This is a genomic window from Phenylobacterium sp. (assembly GCF_036563385.1).
GTDB lineage: Bacteria > Pseudomonadota > Alphaproteobacteria > Caulobacterales > Caulobacteraceae > Phenylobacterium.
On the sequence record NZ_DATCML010000004.1, the window covers coordinates 1,034,246 to 1,058,672 of the forward strand.

Sequence of the window (24,427 nt, forward strand, 5' to 3'; positions counted from 1 at the left end):
GGCAGCGTAAAGGGCGGGGCATGGCGAACAAGGTTCAGAACGCCGCCGCAGACGCCCTGGCCGGGCTGCTGTTCGACGGCATGACCATCATGGCGGGCGGCTTCGGCCTCTGCGGGATCCCCGAAAACCTGATCGCGGCGATCCGCGACAGTGGCGTGAAGGACCTGACCGTCGTTTCCAACAATTGCGGCGTGGACGACTTCGGCCTCGGCGTGCTGCTCGCCGGCGGGCAGATCCGGAAGATGATCTCCTCCTACGTGGGCGAGAACAAGCTGTTCGCCGAACTGTACCTCTCCGGGAAGCTGGAGCTGGAGTTCAACCCGCAGGGCACGCTGGCCGAGCGCATCCGCGCCGGCGGCGCCGGCATCCCCGCCTTCTTCACCAAGACCGGCGTGGGCACCCTCGTGGCCGAGGGCAAGGAGACCCGGGTCTTCGACGGCGAGGAATACGTCATGGAGCGGGGCCTTACCGCCGACCTCTCCATCGTCAAGGCGTGGAAGGGCGACGCCGAGGGCAACCTCGTCTACCGGCGCACGGCGCGGAACTTCAATCCGATGATGGCCACGGCCGGCAAGGTCACCGTCGCCGAGGTCGAGGAGCTGGTGGACGTGGGTCAGATCGATCCCGACCACATCCACACCCCGGGCATCTACGTCGACCGGATCCTCAAGGGTCCGGCCTACGAGAAGCGCATCGAGCAGCTCACGGTCCGCAAGCGCGAGACGCACGCCGCCCCCGCCGCGGCCGGAGAGGAAGTCTGATCATGGCCTGGACCCGCGACCAGATGGCGGCGCGCGCCGCCCAGGAGCTGCGCGACGGCTTCTACGTCAACCTCGGCATCGGCATCCCGACCCTGGTGGCCAACTACATCCCGGCCGGCATGAGCGTCACCCTGCAGTCCGAGAACGGCATGCTCGGCATGGGCCCGTTCCCGTACGAAGGTGAGGCCGACCCGGATCTGATCAACGCCGGCAAGCAGACCATCACGGCCCTGCCGACCTCGTCCTACTTCAGCTCGGCCGACAGCTTCGCCATGATCCGCGGCGGCCACATCGATCTGTCCATCCTGGGCGCCATGCAGGTCGCGGCGAACGGCGACCTGGCCAACTGGATGGTGCCCGGCAAGATGGTGAAGGGCATGGGCGGCGCCATGGACCTGGTGGCCGGCGTCAAGCGCGTGGTGGTGGTCATGGAGCACGTGGAGAAGTCCGGCGCGCCCAAGCTGGTGGACGCTTGCTCCCTGCCGCTCACCGGCAAGGGCGTCGTCGACCTGGTGGTCACCGACCTTGGCGTCTTCGACGTGGCCCGCGGCAAGCGTCCGCTCCGCCTCGTCGAGCTCGCCCCGGGCGTCAGCCTCGATGAGGTCCGCGCCAAGACCGAGGCGGCCTTTGAGGTCGCGGACGCCGCGGCCGCCTAGGGATCGAGCAGTCCATCCTGGGCGGCGCGTTCCAGCATCAGCGGCTTCCGGCCACCCTTGTAGTGCGAGATGTAGGGCGCCGGGCCCTTGCCTTCGTGCTCTGGCAGGCAGGCGTAGAGGCTTTCCGGGAGGTGATGGACCTCGTAAGCACCGGACTCGACGATGTTCCGGAGGGCTTCCTGGTCGCCGTACCAGTTGAAGAACTTGGGCGGCAGAGCCTCCATGTTCCGCAGGCAGCGGGCCCAGAAGTCCGTCTGGTGAAGGCGAGTGGCGCAGCCCACGTAGGGATAGACCGCGCCTAGGGTCCGTCCTGCGTGTTCGCTCAGGTCCATCCCATTGAAGCGGTGGTTGAAGATCTGCTTGCGATTGAATTCGCGCAGGCAGACGGCGACCTGCGGCGCGCCATCCACCGCCAGCGGCCGGTGGCAGATCATGTCCGTGTCCAGGAACCACGTCGGCTGGTCGGTCGGCAGCTGCGCGAAGCACTGCATCCGGAACAGCATGACGTTCGCGTGCGTCCTCGGATGCCGGATGACCTCGTCCACCTCCTCGAGCCCAGGCGACGTGGTGTCGGAGATCTGAAGGATCCGCGTGCCGGGGTTATGGCGTCGGATCGATCGGGCGAGAATCTTGGCCATCTGCAGGTCGGGCCCGATCTGCAGGAACGCGACCGTCTGTGAATGGGCGGCGGTCAAGGTTCAGCCGAGATGGCGGCGGATGATGATCAGGCTGTTGTCGTCCAGGTGGGTGTTCGGACGCAGCAGATTCAGATCTCGATGTTGAGATCCTTCCCCTGGAAATAGTCGCGGAATTTCACCAGGGCGTCCGGCTTGATGTCTTCGATGATGTAGACGCCCTCGGGCGCGACCTTGTGGAACGAGTTTTCGAAGAGGCAGAGGCCCGCCTCGAAGGTGTGCAGCCCGTCGTCCAGCATGAGGTCGAACGTCTGGTCGGGAAGCTGCGCCCAAAGCCTGGCTATGGAGGCGGGGTCCGTCTGGTCCACGTGGTAGGTGCGGATCCGCTCTTCCTCGAAGAGGATGTCGGCGTCCACGTCGGCGCCGATGATCTGCGCGTTCGGGAAATAGTCGCGCCACGCCCGGAGGCTCGCGCCGGGACGGCCCCGCGCGCCCATGTGGGAGGGCAGGCTGATGTTGTTCGTGCCGATCCCGCACTCGAAGACGGTCCGCACGTAATGCCGGCAATGGTCGTAGAGCCGGCCATAGACGTCCGTGTAGGTGTGCGAGGGCCAGCGGTAGGGATGGCCGTGCGGCGATACTTCGCCCTTGTCCGAGCCATACTTGTCGCACAGGGAGGCCAGGAGCGACTTGGTGTTCTTGGCGTAGTGTGAGACCGCCCGGTAACCAAGCGGCTGGTTGAACCAGTCCAGGAAGTCTCGGACGGTCATGGTCTGCATGGCGTGGAGAGTCCCTGCGCTCAGTCGGTGAAGGCGGACGCTATAGCGTTCGCGTCCATGGCGGAAAAGCGGCTCGCCGTTGATGGCCGGCCCTCAAAACACCGCACCTGGATGGCTATATGTGGAAGGGCGCGTAGAGGAGCCTCTGAGGAGACCCGCCGGATGCGACCTGCCCTTTCCGCCGCCATCGTGGCCGCTTCCGCCCTGGCTGTGGCCTCCGCCGCGCCCGCCCAGTCCAACCTGCGCACCGCGGTGTTCGCCGGCGGCTGCTTCTGGTCGGTGGAGAAGTTCTTCGAGTCCGCGCCGGGGGTGGTGAACGCCGTCTCCGGCTATTCGGGCGGGGCCCGGCGCAACCCCACCTACGAGAACCACCACGGCCACCTGGAGGCCGTGAAGGTCACCTACGACCCGGCGAAGATCAGCTACGCCAAGCTGGTGGACTACTTCTTCCACCACATCGATCCCACCGATCCCAACGGCCAGATCTGCGACAAGGGCCCGGCCTACCGCACCGCCGTCTTCGTCTCGAGCCCGCAGGAGCGACAGGCCGCCGAGGCGGTCCGCGCCCAGGTGCAGAAGGCGCTCAACACCCGCATCGCCACCGAGGTGCGGCCGGCGGCGACCTTCTGGACGGCCGAGGGCTACCACCAGGATTTCGCCAAGAAGAACCCCGCCCGCTACGAGGCCTACCGCATCGGCTGCGGCCGCGACCGCCACCTCAAGGTGATCTGGGGCGGCCGGTAAGCGGGTCGCGCGGCTTGGGGGCGAAGCCCTCGCCGACGAACATCTCCACCCTCCGCTTGCGCTTGCGGTCCAGCCTCACGCTGGCGATCTCTTCGCCCGACACGCCACGGAAGTCGCCGGCCATCTCCGCCCGCCAGTGGCCTTCCAGCGCCACCGCCAGCACACGCGCCCCTTCGGCCGCCGTCAGCGGCGCGCTGGTTTCGGCCTGGTTCTGCGGCCCCTCCGCCAGCAGCCAGGCGCGGAGCGGCGGCGCGGCCGGGTCGGCGAACCAGTCCCGGCCGTAGTAGCGCATGGCGTAGTAGAGGAAGCGGCTGTTCACCGCGATGGCGGTGAGGCCGGCCGGCTCCTCCGCCGCGGCGCGCCGCAGCACCGCCTCGGTGGTGTCCTCCCAGCCCTTTGCCCGCTTGAAGCTGTTCGCGGCGCCCAGCTGCTCGGCGAACGCGGGCGAGATGGTGAAGGCCAGGAACAGCGCCGCCACCGCGGCCTGCAGGCCCAGCGCCGCATAGAGCCAGCCGCGCGCCCGCCAGCGCAGCAGCCAGGCGGCCACGACGATCGCGCCCGGCAGGTAGGCGGCGCCTGACCAATTGGCGTTGGCCCGGCTGATGAACGCCTGTCCGGTGACGATCAGCAGCGGCGGCAGGGTGAAGCAGAGCAGCAGCAGGTCGCGGGGATCCAGCCGTCGCCGCCGGACCGCCAGCCCGACGCCGACGAGCAGGACCGCGAAGGGGATGGGGCCGAACACCCCGAACTGGGTCAGCAGGAATTCGCCGAGCTCGCTCACATTGAACAGCTGGCGCCCGCCCCAGGCGGCGTTGGCGGCGGTGTGCTGCAGGGTGGCGAAGCCGTGGGCGGCGTTCCAAGCCAGGTTGGGGGCCAGCACGGCGCCGAAGGCGCCGAGCGCCAGGGCGATGCGGGCCGGCGTCCACGCGCGGCGCGCGTCGGGCGCCAGCGTCAGGTGGAGGGCGAGGCCGACCACGCCATAGAGGGCGGCGTATTTCGACAGGAAGGCCAGCCCCAGCGCCGCGCCGACCGCCGCCGCCAGCAGGCCGCGCCGCCGCTCCGCCTGCTGCAAGGCCACATAGGCCAGCAGGGTCAGGCCCAGGAAGAACAGCAGCGGCGCGTCCGTGGCGATCACCGCCGCCGACAGCTGGATGGCCGGCGCGAGCGCGTAGAGGGCCGCGCCCGCAAGGCCCACCCGGGCGTCGTAGAGCCTGCGCCCGATGGCGAACACCAGCAGCGCCGCGCCGGCCTGGAACAGCGGCGCGCCCAGCCGCACCCAGGCTTCGGCGTCGCCCCAAAGGGCGGTCGTCGCCCAGATGGTCCAGGCGATCATCGGCGGCTTGGAGTAGTAGCCGAAGTCGAGGGTGCGGGACCAAAGCCAGTACTGGGCTTCGTCCGGATAGAGCTCCAGCGGGGTGGCGAAGAGCGCGACCAGGCGCGCGGCCGTCAGGCCGGCGACCAGCAGCACGGCGGCCCGCCAATCCCGGTCCGGCGCCCGCGGCGTCACAGTTTCGCCCATCAACGACCTCGTGCTCGGCCCCGCCCGCCGCTCGGGAAAGGGCACGGTTGTATAGCGTGGGCGCCACGTTTCGGTGCGATTCGTGCGACCCGTCGTCACCGTTACAAAAGCGTCACCCACAAATACGGATTTCGAGGTATAGGGCGCCGCAAGACACGTGGACTCGTCGTGGGGCGACGGTTCGACGGTTGGGAAAAGGGGATATTTCCATGAACATCACTCAACGGCTCGCCTGTGGCGCGGCGGTGATTGCGCTCGCGTCGGCGGCCTCCTCGGCCGTGTACGCCCAGGCGACCACGGGGGCCCTGCGCGGCCAGATCACCGACGAGAACAGCGCTGGCGTCGCCAACGCGACCGTCACCATCACCCACGTGCCGACCGGCTCGACCTCCACCTCGGTCACGGACGCCAACGGCTTCTACTCGGTGCGCGGCCTGCGCCCGGGTGGCCCCTACCGCGTCAGCGTCACGGCTGCGAACTTCGACACCGGCACGGCCAATGTGGCCGCCATTGGGGTGGGTGAGCCCGCCAACGTCGACGTCCTGCTCTACGCCCGCGGCAACCAGGTCTCCGAGCTGGTCGTGACCGCGGCCGCTGCGGTGTCGAACCAGGGCGGCCCCAGCTCGAACTTCACCGCGGGCGACATCGAGAACCTCCCCTCGATTAGCCGCGACCTGAAGGACATCGCCCGGATCGACCCGTTCGCCTCGATCGACCCGACCAACCAGGACGCCCTGTCGTTCGCGGGCCAGAACACCCGCTTCAACCAGCTGACCGTCGACGGCGTGCGCCAGAACGACGACTTCGGCCTGAACAACAACGGCTACCCGACGCAGCGCTCGCCGATCTCGCTCGACGCCATCGCGGCGGTGAACGTGTCGGTCGCTCCCTACAGCGTGATCAACAACGGCTTCTCCGGCGGCCAGATCAACGCCGTCACCAAGTCGGGCGGCAACACCTTCTCGGGCACCGCCTTCTACGAGTACACCGACCAGGATCTGCGCGGTGACTCCATCGAGGGCGTCCGCGCTGGCGCGGCCTTCGAAGAGAAGGTCTACGGCGCCACCCTCGGCGGCCCGATCATCAAGGATCGCCTGTTCTTCTTCGGCTCCTACGAGAAGTTCGAAGGCCTGCTCGGCTTCGACGACGGCCCGATCGACTCCGGCGCCTCCATCCTGATCCCGCGGATCACCACCGCCGCCGTCGAGCAGTTCCGCGCCGACACCCAGCGGGTCTACGGCTACGATCCGGGCGGCGTGGTCGAAGGCCCGTTCCCGGTCGAGGACGAGAAGTGGCTCGCCAAGATCGACTGGAACATCACCGACAACCACCGCGCCTCGTTCACCTACCAGAACACCAAGGGCAACTCGTTCAACGGCTCGGTGTCCGACACCTTCGCCCAGGGCAACAGCACGACCCAGCCGGCCATCGGCCTGCTGTCGCGCCAGTACGTGAAGAACGAAGAGCTCACCGCCTACACTGTGCAGGTGAACTCGGACTGGACCGACGACTTCTCCACCGAGCTGCGCTGGTCCTCGAAGGAAACCGACACCACCCAGATCCCGCAGGGCGGCCTGACGGTCGGTGAAACCTTCGTCCGCGTCGCCGACCTGCCGGGCGTGCTGCCCGGGGCCGGCACCCCGGAAATCCGCTTCGGGGCGGACATCAACCGCCACGACAACTACCTGAACGTGAAGCTGGACACGCTGGAAGCCATCGCCCGCTACCGGGTCGGCGCCCACGACCTGCTGCTCGGCGCCCGCACCGAGAAGGACGAGATCTACAACGTCTTCGTCGCCCGCTCGCTCGGCGCCTACACCTTCAACAGCTACGCGGACTACCTGGCCCGCCGCGCCTCGGCCTTCTCGCTGACCGGCGGCATCGACCCGAGCTCCGGCCAGATCCCGGCCACGCTCGGCACCGCCCGCCGCGGCGCCGCGGACTTCGGCTTCCGCCTGTCGAGCCTCTACGCCGAAGACCGGCTGCAGATCACCGACAACCTCGACATCACGGCCGGCTTCCGCTTCGACTGGTACTCCACCAACGACGCGCCGATCCTGAACACGGCCTTCGTCTCCCGCCAGGGCTTCGCCAACACGAAGAGCCTGGACGGCGAGTCGGTGTTCCTGCCGCGCGTGTCGTTCAACTACGAGCCGATCGCCAACCTGAACATCACGGGCGGCTTCGGCCGGTTCTCGGCCACCGGCCTGAACGTGTGGATCTCGAACTCCTTCTCGAACACCGGCGTCAGCCAGACCAACGCGGTCTGCCCGGCGGGGCCGTACAACAACGTGAACCTGACCCAGGCCCCCGCGGGCTGCACCTTCACGCCCCGCGGCGGTGACGTGAATGCGCTCTCGCCGGCGTTCCAGATCCCGACGACCTGGAAGGCCAACCTGTCGGTGGGCTACGAGTTCGACTTCTCGGGCTTCGGCCTGGGCGACGCCTGGCTCCTGCAGGTCGACTATCTGAAGTCGATCAACGAGAACGCGCTCTACTGGTACGACGCCCGCGCCAACCAGATCGGCGTGGCGCCCGACGGCCGGCCGGTCTACGGCCGCACCACCACGGGCGACCTGACCGGCAACCAGGGCGACTTCATCCTGCGCAACATCGACAAGGGTGGGTCGGACTCTGTGGCGTTCACGGCGGCCAAGGACTGGCGCGACGGCCTGCTGGACGGCTTCGGCTTCCGCTACACCTACACCTACACCGAGGCGGAAGACGCCAACCCGATGACCAGCTCGATCGCGTCTTCGAGCTTCACCCGGTTCGCCAGCTCCGACCCGCAGCGTCCGCCGGCGGCGACCTCCGACTACGAGGTCCGTCACCGTCACGCGCTGAACCTGTCGTATGCGCGCAAGTTCCTGGGCGACAACGAGACGGCCTTCACCGTCTTCGCCCAGCACCGTTCGGGCCTGCCGTTCAGCTACACCTTCGCCAACAGCCGGACCGGCAACTTCGACAACGACTTCGGCTACTACACCTCGTCGTACTCGGGCCGCCAGGCGACCTCCAACGCGCTGCTCTACGTGCCGACCGCCAACGACCCGCGGGTCGTCTACGGGCCGGGCTTCGACGTGGCGCGCTTCCAGACCTTCCTGGAGAACTCGGGCCTGTCGAAGTACGCGGGCGGCATCGCCCCGCGGAACGCCTTCCGTCAGGCGGACGTGACCACCATCGACCTGCGCATCAGCCAGGAGCTGCCGGCCTTCTTCCCGAACGGGGCGAAGCTCGAGGTCTTCATGGACATCGAGAACCTCGGCAACCTGCTGAACGACGACTGGGGCGTGCTCGAGCAGTACGACTTCTCGCGCATGGTGCCGGTGATCGACGTCAGCTGCATCAACGCGGCTGGTGGCGCCGCGCCCACCTGCGCTGCTCCGGGCGCCCGCTACCTGTACCGCGGCACGGGCGTCAACGGCGCCTTCCAGGAGCCGGTCAAGGCCTACCGCCGCGACCAGTCCCTGTGGCAGATCAAGTTCGGCGCGAAGTACAAGTTCTAAGCCTCAGGGCCAGAACGGAAATCAGGGCGGCCGCAGCGATGCGGCCGCCCTTCTTCTTTGGGCGCGATGTCGCGCATGCTTGACGCAGGGGTCCCCCGGGGCCATCTGCGCCCGGCTTTTGTCGCGAGGGGGCCGATGACGACCTTCACCATCCCTGCCGAGTGGGCGCCCCACCGGGCCATGTGGCTGGGTTTCCCCAGCCATGCCGACCTGTGGGAGACCGACCTCGAGGCGGCCCAGCAGGAGGTCGCCGCGCTCGCCCGCGCCCTGGCCGGGCCGGGCGGTGAGACCGTGCGCCTGATGACCGGGCACGACGACGGCGAGGCCGCCGCGCGTCGGATGCTCGGCGATGTCGCGGGCGTCGAGATCGTCCCCGGCCGCTTCGGCGACATCTGGCTGCGCGACACCGGCCCGATCTTCGACAGCCTCGGCCGGGCGCGCGGCTTCCGCTTCAACGGCTGGGGCGGCAAGTACGCGCTGGAGCACGACGACACCGTCGCCGCCCAGATCGCCGAGGCCTCGACCGCCGAGCTCGTGCCCCACGACTTCATCCTCGAAGGCGGCGCCGTCGACCATGACGGCGAGGGCACGCTACTGACCACCGGTCAGTGCGTCCTCAACCCGAACCGCAACGCCGGCTGGCGTGAGTCCGACGCCGAGTCCGCCTTCGCCTCGGCGCTGGGCGCCCGCAAGGTCATCTGGCTGGGCGAGGGCCTCCAGAACGACCACACCGACGGCCACGTCGACAACCTGGCCCGCTTCGTCGCCCCCGGCGTCGTCGCCGTCCCGGTCGCCTGGGGCCGCGGCGATCCCAACCAGCACGCCTATGACGACGCCGCCCGCCGCCTGGCCTCCGAGACCGACGCCGCCGGCCGGAAGCTGAAGGTGGTGCGCATCCCCTCGCCGGGTTTCGTCGAGGGCGACGAGGGCCGCGCCGTCCCGGCCAGCCACATGAACTTCCTGATCGCCAACAAGGCGGTGATCGTCCCAATCTACGAGGCGCGTCCCGGCGAGCTCGCCGTCCAGGCGCTGGAGACACTGTTCCCCGACCGCCAGGTGATCGGCCTGCCTTCGATCGCCATCCTCACCGGCGGCGGATCCTTCCACTGCATCACCCAGCAGGAGCCCGCCCGATGACGCGCACCCTGACCGTCGCCGCCATCCAGACCTCCTACGGCGAGGACCTGCAGGCCAACATCAAGAAGACCGCCGACTTCATCCGCCAGGCCGCCGACCAGGGCGCGCAGGTGATCCTGCCGTCCGAGCTGTTCCAGGGCCCCTACTTCTGCGTCACCCAGGAAGAGCGCTGGTTCGCCACCGCCGCCCCCTGGCGCGAGCACCCCTGCGTGACCGAACTCGCGCCGCTGGCGCAGGAGCTGGGCGTCGTCCTGCCCATCTCGATCTACGAGCGGGAAGGGCCGCACTACTTCAACAGCCTCGTTATGGCCGACGCCGACGGGAGCCTGCTCGGGGTCTATCGGAAGAGCCATATCCCCGACGGCCCGGGCTACATGGAGAAGTACTACTTCCGGCCCGGCGACACCGGCTTCAAGGTTTGGGACACCCGCTTCGGCAAGGTGGGCGTCGGCATCTGCTGGGACCAGTGGTACCCGGAGGCCGCCCGCGCCATGACCCTGATGGGCGCCGAGGTGCTGCTCTATCCGACCGCCATCGGCTCGGAGCCCCACGACGCCACCCTCGACACCGCAGCGCCGTGGCGCCGCGCCATGCAGGGCCACGCCGTGTCGAACGTCATCCCGGTGGTGGGCGCGAACCGCACCGGCTTCGAGCCCTGGGACAACTACCCCAACGGCGGCCAGCTGTTCTACGGCTCGAGCTTCATCTCCGATCACCGGGGCGACCTGGTGGCCGCCTTCGGCCGTGAGGACGAAGGCGCCCTGACCGCGACCTTCGACCTGGACTTCCTGCAGACCCACCGCGCCGCCTGGGGCTTCTTCCGCGACCGGCGGACGGACCTCTACGCGGCGCTCGCGGGCGCGCGGCCGGCGTGATCGAGACCGAGCGGCTCATCCTGCGCCCCTGGCGCGACGCCGATCGCGAGGCCTTCGCGGCGATCAATGGCGATCCGCGGGTGGGTGACTGGCTGGGCGGGCCGATCGACCGCGCCCAGTCGGATGCCCTCGTCGACCGCCTGATGGCGCACCAGGCGCAGCACGGCTTCTGCTTCTTCGCCGCCGAGCGGAAGGCGGACACCCGGCTGGTCGGCATGATCGGCGCCAAGCGGATGGACGACGACCTGCCGGAGCCCGGCGCCGTCGAGCTCGGCTGGCGGCTGCATCCGGATGCCCAGGGGCAGGGGCTGGCGACGGAGGGCGCCGCGGCGGTCCGCGACTGGTCGTTCGCCCGCTTGGACGCCGATCAGGTGCTGGCGATCACCGCCGCCTCCAACCTGCCGTCCCAGGCCGTCATGCGCCGCATCGGCCTGGCGCACGACCCGGCCGCCGACTTCGACCACCCGCGCCTCGCGGCGGACCATCCGCTCCGCCGCCACGTGCTCTATCGCCGGAGGCGCTAGGCCGCCGGGCAGCTCGCGACCGGGGCGGCCGCGAGCTCGCGCCGGGCCTTGGCCATGTCAGCGCGGAAGGCGGGCTCGGCGTGCAGCCGCGCCACCATGGCGGACGCCAGCGTGCGGCCTGCCTCGATGTCGCTCATGAAGTGCACGCCGCAGATCGCGCGGCTCTCGCCCATCTCGCGGCCGGCCACCAGCAGGCGGTCGGCGCGCTCGGGGGCGAGCTCGGTCAGCAGCAACCCCCACGTCCAGCCCACCATGGCGTGGCCGGAGGGGTAGGACGCGTTGGTCTTCATCCAATCGGCCCGGGGGATGCAGATCGGCTTGTCGTTGCCGATCGCCGGCCGGACGCGGGCGTAGTGGTCCTTGGCCGGCGTGCCCACGTCGCGCACATCAAGCTCGATGCGGTGCAGGATGCGCCAGGTATTTGGGGTCCGCGCCTCGCTGATCTCGCGGCCCAGCGCACACGAAAATCGCCTCAGTGCGCCGCCCTGCCAGATCTCGTTGTCCTCGATGGCCTGCGTCCAGCGGGGCGTGCCCTCCAGTGCACGGCTTTCCTCGTAGGCGGCGCGCTCGGCGCGGCCCAGAGCGGAGTCCGGCGCCGCCGGCGGCGGCAGCACAGCCTTGCCGTCGAGCGCTCCCTTGGGGAGGTAGCCCGTCAGCTTGGTCGGGACCGGCCCGGCCCGGGCCGCGTCCACCGCCGCGGCCCTTGGCTCAGGGGCGTCGGTGGCGCATGCGGACAGCGCCGCAGCGGCCATAGCGGCGAGAAGGGTGAAGCGGATCAAGCGAAGCCCCCGGACGCTAGGAACGCAGCACCGTCTTGCCGTTCTTGATGACGGTGGCGCCACGGTCCTTAACCCGCGCCTCGAACGAAATCACGTTCCCGTCGCGCCACAGGTCCACCGTGATCACGTCGCCGGGAAACACGGGGGCCGAGAACCGGGCCTGGTGGCTGAGGATCTGGTTCGGGTCGTAGTCGGTGATCGCCTGCAACACGGCGCGGCAGGTGATGCCGTAGGTGCACAGCCCGTGGAGGATCGGCCGCGGAAAGCCGGCGCGCTTGGCCACCTCGGGGTCGGAGTGCAGCGGATTGCGGTCGCCGTTCAGCCGATAGAGCAGGGCCTGGTCGGGTCGGGTGTCGAAGTCCACCGACAGGTCCGGCGTGCGCTCGGGCGTCGGGTGGGGCTCGGGGGCGCCCTCCGTCGGGCCGCCGAAGCCGCCGTCGCCCCGGGCGAAGGTGGAGCCGGTGAGGGTGGCCACCTTCTCGCCGTTCTCATCGCGCCAGACCGTCTCGTTGACGATCACGGCGCCCTTGTCCTTGCCCTTGTCGTAGGCGCCCACCGTGCGGCTTTCGGCCGTGAAGGTGCCCGACACCGGCAGCGGCTGGTGCAGCTCCACCTTCTGCTCGCCGTGCACCACCATCAGGAAGTTGATCTCGCTGACGCGTCGGCCTTCCGGCACCTGCGGCGGCGCGCGGCCCTGGCGACCGCCGGCGGCGGCCAGCACGGTGGCGGCGGTGGGCACCACCTTGAGGTTCTTCTCGTAGACGAAGTCGAGCTCCCGCGGGTCCATGGGGTCGCGGCCGATGCCGATGCCGAGCGCGTAGAGCATCACGTCCTTGTCGCCGTACGTGAAGGTGCGCGGCGCGGTCTTCTGCTCGAGAATGTCGGGGTAATAGATCGGCATCTGAAATCCTCCCAATTCTTATGGCCAGGATTGAAGACCCGCCGCGGTCCCCTTCGCAAGCGCTCGCCGCGGATTTGCGGGCGTAGCGGCGATAGGCTAGAAGCGGCGACCTCGCGCGCGGGGACCGCTGCGCCCAGACTTCTCGAAGGCTTCCATGACCACGACGACCCAGCCCGGCCTCGGCCAGATCACCGGCAACGTGCTCTTCTACTCGCAACCCGAGCCGCTCACGCCCGAACTGCACGGCAAGCTCGGCGTCAAGCGCATGGACGGGCCGTTCAAGTTCGCCAAGACCGGCCACGCCATCCCGTTGACGGTCGGCGAGTTCCCGCTGGCCGCGGTCACTGGGCCGATCATCTTCGTGGGCGAAGAGAAGCTGCCGATCGCGGTGATGGGCCTCAACGCCGGCGAGAACATGTTTGTGCGTGACGACGGCGTCTTCGAGGCCGGCGTCTACATCCCCGCCTACGTGCGTCGCTATCCGTTCGTGTTCGCCAACGACTCCAGCGCCAACCAGATGGTGCTGTGCATCGATCGCAAGGCCGAGTTCATCGTCGAGGGCGGCGACATGGCCTTCTTCGAGAACGGCCAGCCCAGCGAGTACACCAAGAACTGCATCGAGTTCTGCAACAATTTCGAGATCGAGCGGCAGCGCACGATGTCCTTCGTGCAGATCCTGAAGGACCTCGACCTGTTCGAGACCAAGACCGCCAACTTCACGCCGCTGAACCCCGACGGCACCGCCGGCCAGCCGCAGAAGATCGCCGACTACTTCGGCGTGTCCGAAGAGAAGCTGAACCAGCTGCCCGCCGAGAAGGTCATGGAGCTGCGCGACAACGGCGCGCTTGGCCAGATCTACGCCCACCTGCTGTCGCTCGTCGGCTGGGACCGGCTGATCGCCGTCGCCATGGCCCGCGCGCCGCAGGAGCCCGCCGCGGCGAACGCCTAGGCCCGTCCCGCCCCAGGCCGGGGCGGGGACCACGCGTGGTGGAGGGGCTTCCGCTCAGACGGCGGAGGCGCCCCCTCCGTCTCCGCGCCTTAGCGTGCGAACACGCTCCGCGTCAGGCACGAGAAGACCAGCCGGCCGGCCTCGTCGAGCAGGTCGTGCTGGCAGATGACGATGCCTTTGCCGTCGCCGACCGGGTCCTTGGCCATCACCGTCATGCGGCCGCGCAGCAACTCGCCGGGCGGCGGGTTGCGCACCCAGCGCAGCGCGTCCACGCCGAGCCGCTTCGTCTGCGGCCAGTCGGTGTGCGCCACGGCGTCGAGCTTCGCCCAGATCGCGTAGAGCATGGCGTCGGGGCAGCCGCGGTCCACCGTCCAGCCCGGGGTGAAGGCGCCGCAGAAGGCCTCGAGCGCGGCAGGGTCGACCGCAGCGGCGCCCAGCGGCACCACCTGGCCGATCTCAATCTCGTCGAAGGATGCTGGCACGGACGACTCCGGGTTGGCGGGCGCTGTTGCGGCTGATGTGCCGCTGGCGGCCGCACGTGTCGAGGGCGCTTTGCGTCACGCCTGCCGCCGGGCCATATAACGCCCTGGTTACGCGAACGGATTAGGGCGGATGATGCGCTTCTTGGCGGGGCTTCTGATGGCGCTGGCGACAGCCGGCGCAGCCCTCGCGCAGCCGGTGAACACCGGGCATCTCGAGACCGAGCTGGTCGCCGAGGCGCGCGGCGTGGCGCCGGGCCAGACCATCCACGCCGCGCTTCGCCAGAAGATCCAGAAGGGCTGGCACACCTATTGGCGCAACGCCGGCGACTCCGGCGAGCCCAGCAAGATCGAGTGGACGCCGCCGCCCGCGGGCTGGACCACGGGCGCGTTCGTCTGGCCGACGCCGCATCGCCTCCCTGTGGGGCCGCTGGTCAACTACGGCTATGAGGGCGAGGTCCTGCTGCCGTTCGCCGTCACCGCCCCGGCCACCGCAAGGCCGGGCGAAACGGTCACGCTCTCGGGAACGGCCTACTTCCTGGTCTGCGAGGAGATCTGCATTCCGGAACAGGGGGTGGTGAAGCTTTCCCTGCCGGTGACGGCCGGTCCCGCCCCCGCGGATCCGAAGTGGGGGCCGGCGATCCGCGCCGCGCTGGCGGCCGCCCCGAAGCGGGCCGGCCTGGCCGCGGCCTTCGAGAAGCGCGGCGAACGGCTGGCGCTGGCCGTCACCGGCCCGGCCTTGAAGGGCGCTGACCTGGCCGAGGCCTACTTCTTCCCGTTCGAGCCGGGCCTCATTGATCACGCCGCGCCGCAGGCGATCGAGCGCGGCCCCGAGGGGCTCACGCTGACCCTGGCTCCCGGAGACGAGTTCCAGGTTCAGCCAGGGCCCCGAGCGCTTGCCGGCGTGCTGTCCCTGGGCGGGGCGGCCTACGAGGTCGCCGCGCCAATGGGGCCCCTGCCGTCGGGCGCCGGCGGACTTGGCCCGCCGCCGGCGAAGTCGGCGCTAGGGGCAGGCTCGGCCGGCCTTGGTTTGCCCATGGCGGCCCTGTTCGCGCTGCTGGGCGGGCTGATCCTCAACCTGATGCCCTGCGTTTTCCCGATCCTGGCCATGAAGGCCGCGTCCCTGGCCGGGCATGCGCACGAGGGGGCGACGGCGCGCAAGCAGGGCCTGGCGTTCGGCGCCGGGGTGGTGGCGAGCTTCCTCGTCCTCGCCGGCGCGCTGATCGCCCTGCAGGCGGCCGGCGCGGCGGTCGGTTGGGGGTTCCAGCTGCAGTCGCCGCCCGTGGTGGCGGGCCTGGCCCTGCTGATGCTGGCGGTCGCCCTCAACCTGTCGGGCGTCTTCGAGGTGGGTCTGTCGCTGCAGAACACCGGATCCGGCTTGGCGGGGCGAGGCGGCGTCGCCGGCGCCTTCTTCACCGGCGTCCTGGCCGTTGTGGTCGCCGCACCGTGCACCGCGCCCTTCATGGCCCCGGCCCTGGGCTGGGCCCTGACCCAGACGCCGGCCGCGGCGCTCTCGGTCTTCCTGGCCCTGGGCGTGGGCTTCGCCCTCCCGTTCGTGGCGGTGGCCTTTGCGCCCGGCCTGCTGGCGCGACTGCCCAAGCCCGGCCCGTGGATGGACGCCTTCAAGAAGGCCCTGGCCTTCCCGATGTACGGTGCGGCGGCCTGGCTGGTGTGGGTCCTGACCCAGCAGGCCGGCGCCGACGGCCTGGCCCGGATCCTCGCCGCCGCCGTGGTCTTGGCGGCCGCGCTGTGGCTCGCCGGCGCCGCCCAGCGCCGGCGACTGGCGGGCGGCCGTTCCCTGCCCCTGGCCGCCGCGGCGGGCGCGTTGGCCTTGGTGGCCTTGGTCGCGGCCATCGTGCCCCGCTACGCGCTGGCGACCCCGGGCGCGGCCCCATCCGGCGCGACCGCCGCCGTCCCCTACGAGCCGTGGAGCCCCGAGCGGGTGGCCGCGCTCCAGGCGGAGGGCCGACCGGTGTTCGTCAACTTCACGGCCGCCTGGTGCGTCAGCTGCCAGGTGAACGACCGGGTGGCGATCTCCCGCGACGGCGTCGCCAAGGCCATGGCCGCGCAGAACATCGCCTACCTGAAGGCCGACTGGACCCAGAAGGACGCGGTGATCGCCGCCGAACTCGCCCGCCACGGGCGGGCCGGGGTGCCGCTCTATCTCGTGTATGGCGCCCAGGGCGGCGCGCCGCGTATCCTGCCGAACATCCTGACCGAGGGGACGGTGATCAAGGCCCTCGAGGCCGCCGCCCGAAGCTGACGAGACGGAGACTGGCGATGATCCCGCGCAGAGCCCTCCTGGCCTTTGGCCTCCTCGCCATGGCGGCGGCGTCGCCGGCCGGCGCCAAGCCGCACGTCGGACAGCCCGCCCCGGCCTTCCAGGCCGTGGACGCCGACGGGCGCACCCGCACGCTGGCCGAGTTCCAGGGGCGCGTCGTGGTGCTGGAATGGACGAACAACGGCTGTCCCTACGTGGGCAAGCACTACAGCTCGGGCAACATGCAGCGGCTGCAGCGGCAAGCCGTCAAAGACGGCGTGGTCTGGTTGACGGTGGTCTCGTCGGCTCCTGGCATGCAGGGTCACCTCACCGCGCCGCAGGCGAAGGCCTGGAAGGCGAAGACGAAGGCGGCCTCCACCGCCGTGCTTCTGGACCCCACCGGTCGGGCCGGACGGGCCTACGACGCCCGGGTCACGCCGCACATGTTCGTCGTCGATCGCAACGGCCGGCTCGTCTACATGGGCGGCATCGATGACAAGGCCTCCTCCGAGCCGGAGAGCCTGAAGGGCGCCACGAACTACGTCACGGCGGCGCTTTCCGACCTGAAGGCCGGACGCCCTGTCGCCACGCCGGTGACCCGACCGTACGGCTGCGGCGTTAAGTACGGGTCGGCCGACTGACGGCCGGGGGAAAGACCTCAACAAGGGGCTAGAGAGCTTGTCGGAAGTCGACGCCGCCTGGGCGGCCCTGCACGCCGCCGCGGAGCGCGCCCGTGCGCGCCGGATCGTGAGCCTGTTCGCCGAGGAGCCGGACCGGCTCCAGCGCCTGACGATGTCGGCCGCCGGCCTGACGCTGGATCTCTCGAAACAGCCGTGGTCCCTCGCCGAGCTGGGGGCCGCCCTGGACCTGGCGCGGGCGAGCGGGGTCGAAGCTGCGTGCGAGCGGCTGTTCGCCGGCGAGACGGTGAACGCTTCCGAAGGCCGGGCCGCCCTGCACATGGCGTTGCGCGCGCCCCGGGGCGCGCAGTTCAAGGCTCAGGGCCAGGCGGTCTCCGGCGAGGTGGAGGGCGTGCTGGACGCCATGCGCGCGTTCGCCGGCCAGATCCGCTCGGGGGCTCGCCGCGGCGCGACCGGCAAGCCGTTCCGGGCCATCCTGCACATCGGCATCGGCGGCTCGGACTTCGGCCCGCGCCTGGTGTGGGAGGCGCTGAGGCCGCTGGCGCCGCAGATCGAGCTGCGCTTCGCCGCCAACGTCGATCCGGCCGAGATCCAGCAGGCGCTGGTCGGGCTGGATCCCGCGGAGACGCTCGTGGTGGTGGTCTCCAAGACCTTCACCACCCAGGAGACCATGACCAACGCCGAGACGGCGCGCGCCTGGCTGCGTGAAGCGCTCGGCGACGGCGCCGACGCCCATCTGGTCGCGGTCTCCACCGCCCTGGACAAGACCCGCGCCTTCGGCGTGCGCGACGACCAGGTGTTCGGCTTCTGGGACTGGGTGGGCGGCCGCTACTCGGTTTGGTCGGCGGTGGGCCTGTCGTGCCTGATCGCGCTCGGGCCCGAAGTCTTCGACCGGCTGCTGGCCGGCGGCGCCGCCCTGGACGACCACTTCCGGCAGGCGCCGCTGGAGGCCAACGCCCCGGTGCTGCTGGCCCTGGCGCATGTCTTCAACCGCAACGGCCTGGGCCGGCCGGTCCGCTCCGTCGTGCCCTACGCCCAGCGCCTGCGCCTGCTGCCCAACTTCCTCCAGCAGCTCGAGATGGAGTCCAATGGCAAGCGGGTGACGGCGGACGGGCGCCCCGTGCCGCACGCCACCGCCGCGGCGGTGTTCGGCGACGCCGGCTCCAACGTGCAGCACGCCTTCTTCCAGATGCTGCACCAGGGGACCGACGTCATCCCGCTCGACATCATCGCCGTGGGGGAGGGCTCGGAGGGCGATCCCGCCGCCCAGAAGAAGCTGCTGGCCAACGCCATCGCCCAGGCCGAGGCCCTGCTGGTCGGACGCAGCGAAGCCGAGGTGCGTGAGGAGCTCTCCCAGCGCGGACTGGCGGCCGCGGAGATCGACGTGCTGGCGCCGCAGCGGACCTTCCCGGGCGACCGGCCGTCGAGCTTCATCCTGTTGGACCGGCTGACCCCCGAGACCCTGGGGGCGCTGATCGCCCTCTACGAGCACAAGACCTTCGTCGAGGGCGTGCTCTGGGGGATCAACAGCTTCGACCAGTGGGGCGTCGAGTTGGGCAAGACGCTCGCCACCCGGGTGCTCGGCGAGCTCGAGGGCGGAGCCCCCGGCGAGCACGACCCCTCCACATCGGCGCTGATTGCACGGCTGAAGAGCTAGGGCGCTGTCCTGCCTCCCCTGCGAAGCGGGGGAGGGGGACCGTCCGCCGAGGTCAGCGCCAGCTGACCGGAGAGCGGATGGTGGAGGGGGCGAACGGCCGGCAATGCGTGGGGCTCGCCCCCTCCACCATCGGCTCTTCGCCTGTGGCTCGGCCGACGGTCCCCCTCCCCCGCTCGCTGCCGCTCACAGGGGAGGCAGATGGCCTAAGTCGCCGGCGTGAACTCCACCGGCATCGAGCGGATGGCGTAGACGAAGTTGTTCGGCGCCACGTCCTTCGGGCCGGCCTGGCGGATGTCGGGGAAGCGGGCCAGCAGCTGGCGATAGACTGCCTCCAGCTGCAGGCGGGCGACCTGCTTGCCGATGCAGGTGTGCGGGCCGTAGCCGAAGGCGATGTGCTTCTCGGCGTTCGGCCGTTCGATGTCGAATCGATCGGCGTCCGGGAACACCGTCTCGTCGCGATTGGCCGAGCAGTAGTACATGATCACCTTCTCGCCCTCGGCGATCTGCTGGCCGGCGACCTCCACGTCCTTGGTGGCCGTTCGGCGCATGTAGAGCACCGGGCTGACCATGCGGATGATCTCGTTCACCGCGCCGCCCATCAGCTCGGGTTTGGCCAGCAGCTTGGCCTTCTGGTCGGGGAAGCGGGTGAACAGCTCCATCGCCCCCGAGATGGTGTTCCGCGTGGTGTCGTTGCCGGCGAAGACGATCAGCAGCCAGGAGCCGTCGAGGTACTCGTCGGCGAGGAACTCGCCCTCCACCTGGGCGCGGGCGATGGCGCTCATCAGGTCCGGCTGCGGATCGGCGCGCCGCCGGTGCAGCATGTCGCGGCCGTACTCGAACATCTCTTGTACGGCGGCGGTGAAGGCGTCGAGGAACATCTTGGCCTCGGGCGGCAGCTCGGCGGCCAGGGCCTCGACGTTGCCGCCGACCTGGGCGGCGCGCTCGGCGGCGAAGGAGTTCGCCATCTCGAGGAAGTGCATCCAGTGCAGGAACTTCGGCCGGTCCTCCTGCGGCACGCCGAGGATCTCGCACAGGGTGAAGAGCGGCAGCTGGGCCGAGAGCATCGGCACCAGGTCGCACTTGCCCAGCGGCGCCATGGCGTCGAGCAGCCGGGTGACTTCCGCCTCCACCTTCGACTGCAGGCCCCGCAGGTAGGCCGGGGTGAAGTAGGGCATGTGCTCGCGGCGCAGCTGCATGTGCAGCGGGGCGTCGAGGGTGATCATGGCGTCCAGCGAGGCGCGGGCCAGCTGCATCTCCGACTTCTGGTGATGCATCAGGATGCCGCCGCGCTGGGACGAGAAGGTCTCGTAGTCGCTGTTCACCCGCATGACGTCGTCGTACCGGGCGACGGACCAGAAGCCCGGCCGGTCGCCCGGCTCCTCGTTCCAGGCCACCGGCGCCTCGCGGCGCAGGCGCGCCAGGTCGTCGAGCGGCGGGCCTTGGGTGAAGCGCTCGGGATTCCAGAGCTCGGCGGCGCTTGCCGGATAGACGGCCGGATAGGCGTGCCCTTTCCGGCTGACGGTCTCGATGGTGTCGCTGACCAGCTGCATGCGTCGTTCCTCCCGCTTTCCGTAAACGTAAGCTGGCTTCCGTTGCGAAATCCAAGCGGGATGACAGCGCTCTTGGGCTCGGCTATAGGCCGCCGCGATGACCCGCGTCGCGCACCATCACGGCCACCACCACCATCCGACCCGCGAGGGCTCGGTTCGGGATCGTCTGGCCTGACGCGACCGCACCTGCAGCCCCGCCGCACCGGACGGGGCTGACGCCGACTTCAGCTCCGTCCTCGCCGAACCTTCGAGGACCCGAGCATGCGCCTTCCTTCCTTGAGCCCTTCGCCCGCAGAGGCTAAGCGCGCGCCATGACCGACACCGTCCGCCCCGAGGCGCGCGTCCCGCGCGGCTTCGTCGACCGCCGCGCCCGCGACCTGGCCGCCGAGCGCGCCATCCTGGATGCGGTCTCCGCCATCTATGAGCGCTACGGCTTCGAGCGGCTGGACACCGGCGCGTTCGAATATGCCGACGCCCTGGGCAAGTTCCTGCCGGACGCGGACCGGCCGAACGAGGGCGTCTTCGCCCTGCAGGACGACGACGAGCAGTGGATGGCGCTGCGTTACGACCTGACGGCGCCCCTGGCCCGCTTCGCCGCCCAGAACTGGGAGACCCTGCCCAAGCCGTTCCGCCGGTACGCCTTCGGCCCCGTGTGGCGCAACGAGAAGCCCGGCCCCGGGCGCTTCCGCGAGTTCACCCAGTGCGACGCCGACACGGTGGGCTCCGCCCGCCCCGAGGCCGACGCCGAGATCATCGCCATGGCGGTGCAGGGCCTGGAAGCCGCGGGCCTGCCGGCCGGCTCCGCTGTCCTGAAGATCAACAACCGCAAGCTGCTCAACGGGCTGATGGCGGCCGCGGGCGTGGCCGACGACAACCAGAAGCTGGCGGTGCTGCGCGCCGTGGACAAGCTCGACCGGCTGGGGCCCGACGGCGTGCGCCTGCTTCTGGGGGAGGGGCGGTTGGACGAGTCCGGCGCCTTCACCAAGGGCGCCGGCCTGAATGCGGCGGCGGCCGAACGGGTGCTGGCCTTCACCGCGGCGGGCGTGGGCGGCCGGCGCGAAACCCTGGACGCGCTCGCCAACGTGGTCGGCGGCTCGGCGGAGGGCGACGAGGGGCTGGCGGAACTGGCGGCGATCGACGCGGCTCTGACGGGTCTCGGCGTCGGGCCCGAGCGCGCGCTGATCGACCCCTCTGTGGTGCGCGGCCTGGAGTACTACACCGGGCCGGTGTTCGAGGCTGAACTCCTGCTCTCCACGACCGACGAGAAGGGCCAGCCCATGCGCTTCGGCTCGGTCGGCGGGGGCGGGCGCTACGACGACCTGGTGGCCCGGTTCACCGGCGAGCGGACGCCCGCCACCGGCTTCTCGTTCGGAGTCTCCCGCCTGGCGGCGGCGCTGCGCGCCGCCGGCCGCGACCTTACCGCCCAGGTGCGCGGGCCGGTGGTGGTGATCGCCTTCGACCAGAGCCGGATGGCCGACTACTTCGCCGTGGCCGGCGAACTCAGGGCCGCCGGCGTCCCCGCCGAGGTCTACCTCGGCCAGTCCGGCATGAAGGCCCAGATGAAGTATGCCGACCGGCGGCTCTCGCCCGCCGCCGTGATCGTCGGCGAGGACGAGCTGGCGGCCGGGACGGTGACCATCAAGGACCTGGATCTCGGCCGCGCGCTCTCCAGCAAGGTGACCGACAACGCCGCCTGGCGCGAGCAGCGCCCGGGGCAGCAGACCGTCCCGCGGGCGGAGCTCATCGAAGCCGTCCGCAAGATCCTGGACCAGGCGTCGTGAGGACCGAGCCCGCCGTGCCGGCCGAGGCGCTCGCCGCCATCCGCGCCCCGCTGGCGGGCGCCGGCGCCGAGCGCGTGGACGCGCCCCTGCTGCAGCCGCTCGGCCTGTTGCTCGACCTGGCAGGCGAGGCCATGCGGGCGCGGCTGTTCGTGGTGCAGTCGGAAGGCGGCGGCGAGCAGTGCCTGCGCCCCGATTTCACGGTGGCCATTGCACGGCGGCACATCGATGAGGGGGCCGCCGCCGGGCGCTACTTCTATGAGGGGCCAGCCTATCGCGCCTCGCCCGACGCGGACCGGCCAGAAGAGTTCGTGCAGGTCGGCCTGGAGCTGTTCGCCCCGGCCGGCACCCCCAGCCTCGAGGCCGACGTTGAAGCCGCGACGCTCGCCTGGGCCGCCGCCTCCGCCGGCGGGCGGGGCGACCTGTCGCTCTGGCTCGGCGACGTCGGCCTGTTCTCAGCCTTCATCGAGAGCCTGTCGCTTCCGGCCGGCGTGGCCGCGCGGCTGAAGCGTGTCGCAGGCCGGCCGCGCCTCCTGCAGGCGGAGCTGGCCCGCACGGGCGGGGCGCCCGCCTCCGGCGAGGGCTCGCAGCTGGCCGGCATGCTGTCGGGGCTCTCCGAGCCCCAGGCGGCGACCCTGCTGCAGGAGGTCTGGGCCCTGGCCGGCGTGGAGCCGGTGGGCGGCCGGGGTCCGGCCGAGATCGCCGCGCGCCTGGTCCGCAAGGCCGAGGCCGCCGCGGCGCCCGCCCTGACCGAGGCGCAGGCCTCGGCGATCCGCGAGTTCATGGCCATCTCCGATGCGGCGGCCGCCGGCCTGGCGCGGGTGCGGGCGCTGGCCGGCCGTCAGGCGGCGGGCCTGGACGCGGCGCTGGCGGAATGGGACGCGCGGCTGCCGCGGCTAGAAGCGGCGGCGCCGGCCGAGCGCCTGCGCTTCGCCCCGGCGCTGGGCCACGCCTTTGAATACTACGACGGCCTCACCTTCGAGGTGCGCAGCGAGGCGCTCGGCGCGGACCGGCCGGTGGCGGTCGGCGGCCGCTACGATTCGCTGCTGGCCCGGCTGGGCGGCGCGGCGGAGGCCCGGGCCGTGGGCTGCATGGTGCGGCCGTGGCGCGCGTTCGCGGGAGGCGAGGCATGAGCGGGCCCCTGATCGTCGCGGTCCCCTCCAAGGGCCGTCTCAAGGAGCAGGTGGAGGCTTGGCTCGCCGACTCCGGCCTGACGTTGCAGGTCAGCGGCGGGGCGCGCGGCTACATGGCCGAGCTGAAGGGCCTGGCCGGCGCGCAGATCCGGTTGCTGTCGGCCGGCGACATCGCCGAGGCCCTGGACGCCGGCGAGGTCCACCTGGGCGTCACGGGCGAGGACCTGCTGCGCGAGCACGGCGAGCTGGACGGCCGGGTCCTGCTGCTGCGGGCGCTCGGCTTTGGCCGCGCCGACCTGGTGGTCGCCGCGCCCAAGAGCTGGCTCGACGTGGAGACCATGGCCGACCTCGAGGAGGTGGCCCACGACTACTTGGCCCGCACCGGCCGGCGGATGCGGGTGGCCACCAAGTACCTGGTGCAGACGCGCGCCTTCTTCGCCCGCCACGGGGTGGCCGACTACCGCATCGTCGAGTCCGGCGGCGCCACCGAGGGCGCGCCCGCCTCGGGCGCGGCCGAGCTGGTGGTGGACATCACCACCACCGGGGCGACCCTGCAGGCCAATGGACTGAAGACGCTCGCCGACGGGGTGATCCTGAAGAGCCAGGCGCAGCTGGCCGCCAGCCTGCGCGCCGCGTGGAACGGGGACCAGCTCGCCGCGGCCGAGCGGCTGCTGCGGATCGTGGAGGCCCGCGCCAGCGCGCTCAAGAGCGCCACCTTGATCTGGCCTGCGGCCGGGGACGCCGCGGAGGCCGCCGTGGTCGACCAGCTCGTCGCGGCCGGCGCATCCCGGCGTCCTAACGGCCTGCTCGTGGAGGCCCAGGCGATTCCCGCCGCCGCTACCGCACTGACGGGCGCCGGCCTCGGCCCGGTCACGGTGGCCAAGCCCGACTTCGTCTTCGACGTGGCCTGCGCCTCATTCGAGAAGCTGGCCAATGCTGTTTCTGGCGCAGCCGTCAAAAAGACAGTGTAAAATTCCGCCGGATCGCGAAATTCTGATCAGCCTGTGCTGGGAACCGGTGCAGGACCCGTTGACTCGGGCAGGAAATTGCCGTTCTGTCATGTGGCGAGAGACAAGACGGCATTAGTCCTGAAGTCTCCGGCGTTTCGGGGAGGAAACGCCCGCTCATTCGAGCGACTGCTCAAAGATGGCCCGCCAGGATTATCCC

The 24,427-nt window shown here is 70.6% G+C and carries 21 protein-coding genes; 14 read left to right on the top strand and 7 right to left on the bottom strand.

The genetic code is table 11. The features are described from left to right. Positions 1-20 precede the first annotated feature (20 nt). Together VIL67_RS06005 and VIL67_RS06010 are read left to right on the top strand one after the other, a co-directional pair. Positions 21-761 (top strand): CoA transferase subunit A, encoded by a 741-nt coding sequence (locus tag VIL67_RS06005; RefSeq protein WP_332047928.1) that lies wholly within the window; start codon positions 21-23, stop codon positions 759-761. Positions 762-763: 2 nt separating this feature from the next. Beyond that, complete coding sequence (locus VIL67_RS06010) at positions 764-1,417, top strand: CoA transferase subunit B (RefSeq protein ID WP_332047929.1); 654 nt, start codon at positions 764-766, stop codon at positions 1,415-1,417. On the opposite strand, the gene VIL67_RS06015 is transcribed toward VIL67_RS06010, so the two are convergent. Both VIL67_RS06015 and VIL67_RS06020 read right to left on the bottom strand, forming a co-directional pair. Beyond that, a complete protein-coding gene (locus VIL67_RS06015) occupies positions 1,414-2,112 on the bottom strand; it encodes a hypothetical protein (protein ID WP_332047930.1) in 699 nt (232 codons plus the stop codon). The genes VIL67_RS06010 and VIL67_RS06015 overlap by 4 nt on opposite strands. 71 nt (positions 2,113-2,183) lie before the next feature. Further along, the gene (locus VIL67_RS06020; RefSeq protein WP_332047931.1) at positions 2,184-2,831 is read right to left on the bottom strand and encodes a class I SAM-dependent methyltransferase; all 648 of its coding nucleotides are present in this window, start codon (positions 2,829-2,831) and stop codon (positions 2,184-2,186) included. A 162-nt stretch (positions 2,832-2,993) separates the two neighbouring features. Between VIL67_RS06020 and msrA the strand changes: the two genes are divergently transcribed. Continuing rightward, on the top strand, positions 2,994-3,575 hold the full coding sequence (gene msrA / locus VIL67_RS06025; RefSeq protein WP_332047932.1) for a peptide-methionine (S)-S-oxide reductase MsrA: 582 nt from the start codon (positions 2,994-2,996) through the stop codon (positions 3,573-3,575). Here msrA and VIL67_RS06030 read toward each other — a convergent pair. Further along, positions 3,550-5,094: a glycosyltransferase family 39 protein gene (locus VIL67_RS06030; protein WP_332047933.1), complete on the bottom strand. Its 1,545-nt coding sequence runs from the start codon at positions 5,092-5,094 to the stop codon at positions 3,550-3,552. The two genes, msrA and VIL67_RS06030, sit on opposite strands and share 26 nt — an antisense overlap. A 209-nt stretch (positions 5,095-5,303) precedes the next feature. On the opposite strand from VIL67_RS06030, the gene VIL67_RS06035 reads away from it, so the two are divergent. The 4 genes from VIL67_RS06035 (at position 5,304) to VIL67_RS06050 (ending at position 11,136) form a co-directional block, all read left to right on the top strand. Further along, positions 5,304-8,600, top strand: coding sequence for a TonB-dependent receptor (locus VIL67_RS06035; protein ID WP_332047934.1), 3,297 nt, complete (start codon positions 5,304-5,306; stop codon positions 8,598-8,600). 135 nt (positions 8,601-8,735) lie between these two features. Further along, positions 8,736-9,737, top strand: a complete 1,002-nt coding sequence (locus VIL67_RS06040; RefSeq protein WP_332047935.1) for an agmatine deiminase family protein — start codon at positions 8,736-8,738, stop codon at positions 9,735-9,737. Continuing rightward, a complete protein-coding gene (aguB, locus tag VIL67_RS06045; protein ID WP_332047936.1) occupies positions 9,734-10,612 on the top strand; it encodes an N-carbamoylputrescine amidase in 879 nt (292 codons plus the stop codon). The genes VIL67_RS06040 and aguB overlap by 4 nt, the downstream gene beginning before the upstream one ends. Beyond that, the gene (locus VIL67_RS06050) at positions 10,609-11,136 is read left to right on the top strand and encodes a GNAT family N-acetyltransferase (RefSeq protein WP_332047937.1); all 528 of its coding nucleotides are present in this window, start codon (positions 10,609-10,611) and stop codon (positions 11,134-11,136) included. The genes aguB and VIL67_RS06050 overlap by 4 nt, the downstream gene beginning before the upstream one ends. Here VIL67_RS06050 and VIL67_RS06055 read toward each other — a convergent pair. Further along, entirely contained in the window at positions 11,133-11,915 is a 783-nt protein-coding gene (locus tag VIL67_RS06055; protein ID WP_332047938.1) for an acid phosphatase, read from the bottom strand. The genes VIL67_RS06050 and VIL67_RS06055 overlap by 4 nt on opposite strands. 16 nt (positions 11,916-11,931) lie before the next feature. Beyond that, a complete protein-coding gene (locus VIL67_RS06060) occupies positions 11,932-12,816 on the bottom strand; it encodes a MaoC/PaaZ C-terminal domain-containing protein (protein WP_332047939.1) in 885 nt (294 codons plus the stop codon). Between the two features lie 154 nt (positions 12,817-12,970). Here VIL67_RS06060 and VIL67_RS06065 point away from each other — a divergent pair, with 154 nt between their 5' ends. Beyond that, positions 12,971-13,765, top strand: a complete 795-nt coding sequence (locus VIL67_RS06065; protein WP_332047940.1) for a SapC family protein — start codon at positions 12,971-12,973, stop codon at positions 13,763-13,765. Between the two features lie 89 nt (positions 13,766-13,854). On the opposite strand, the gene VIL67_RS06070 is transcribed toward VIL67_RS06065, so the two are convergent. Beyond that, on the bottom strand, positions 13,855-14,247 hold the full coding sequence (locus VIL67_RS06070) for an acyl dehydratase (RefSeq protein ID WP_332047941.1): 393 nt from the start codon (positions 14,245-14,247) through the stop codon (positions 13,855-13,857). Between the two features lie 157 nt (positions 14,248-14,404). On the opposite strand from VIL67_RS06070, the gene VIL67_RS06075 reads away from it, so the two are divergent. From VIL67_RS06075 to pgi, 3 genes are read left to right on the top strand one after another with little or no spacing between them, the layout of a single operon-like run. Then, positions 14,405-16,507 carry a protein-disulfide reductase DsbD family protein gene (locus VIL67_RS06075; protein ID WP_332047942.1) on the top strand — a complete coding sequence of 701 codons (2,103 nt, stop codon included), beginning with the start codon at positions 14,405-14,407 and terminating at the stop codon, positions 16,505-16,507. A gap of 17 nt (positions 16,508-16,524) precedes the next feature. Beyond that, the gene (locus VIL67_RS06080; RefSeq protein WP_332047943.1) at positions 16,525-17,145 is read left to right on the top strand and encodes a redoxin family protein; all 621 of its coding nucleotides are present in this window, start codon (positions 16,525-16,527) and stop codon (positions 17,143-17,145) included. A 37-nt stretch (positions 17,146-17,182) separates the two neighbouring features. Continuing rightward, a complete protein-coding gene (pgi, locus tag VIL67_RS06085; protein WP_332047944.1) occupies positions 17,183-18,799 on the top strand; it encodes a glucose-6-phosphate isomerase in 1,617 nt (538 codons plus the stop codon). A 203-nt stretch (positions 18,800-19,002) separates the two neighbouring features. Here pgi and VIL67_RS06090 read toward each other — a convergent pair whose 3' ends face one another. Then, entirely contained in the window at positions 19,003-20,349 is a 1,347-nt protein-coding gene (locus tag VIL67_RS06090; protein WP_332047945.1) for a cytochrome P450, read from the bottom strand. Between the two features lie 311 nt (positions 20,350-20,660). On the opposite strand from VIL67_RS06090, the gene hisS reads away from it, so the two are divergent. The 3 genes from hisS to hisG are packed head-to-tail and all read left to right on the top strand — an operon-like array spanning position 20,661 to position 24,231. Next, positions 20,661-22,130: a histidine--tRNA ligase gene (gene hisS, locus VIL67_RS06095; RefSeq protein ID WP_332047946.1), complete on the top strand. Its 1,470-nt coding sequence runs from the start codon at positions 20,661-20,663 to the stop codon at positions 22,128-22,130. Then, positions 22,127-23,260, top strand: a complete 1,134-nt coding sequence (locus tag VIL67_RS06100) for an ATP phosphoribosyltransferase regulatory subunit (RefSeq protein ID WP_332047947.1) — start codon at positions 22,127-22,129, stop codon at positions 23,258-23,260. Before hisS ends, VIL67_RS06100 begins: the two co-directional genes overlap by 4 nt. After that, positions 23,257-24,231, top strand: coding sequence for an ATP phosphoribosyltransferase (hisG, locus tag VIL67_RS06105; protein WP_332047948.1), 975 nt, complete (start codon positions 23,257-23,259; stop codon positions 24,229-24,231). Before VIL67_RS06100 ends, hisG begins: the two co-directional genes overlap by 4 nt. Positions 24,232-24,427 lie beyond the last annotated feature (196 nt).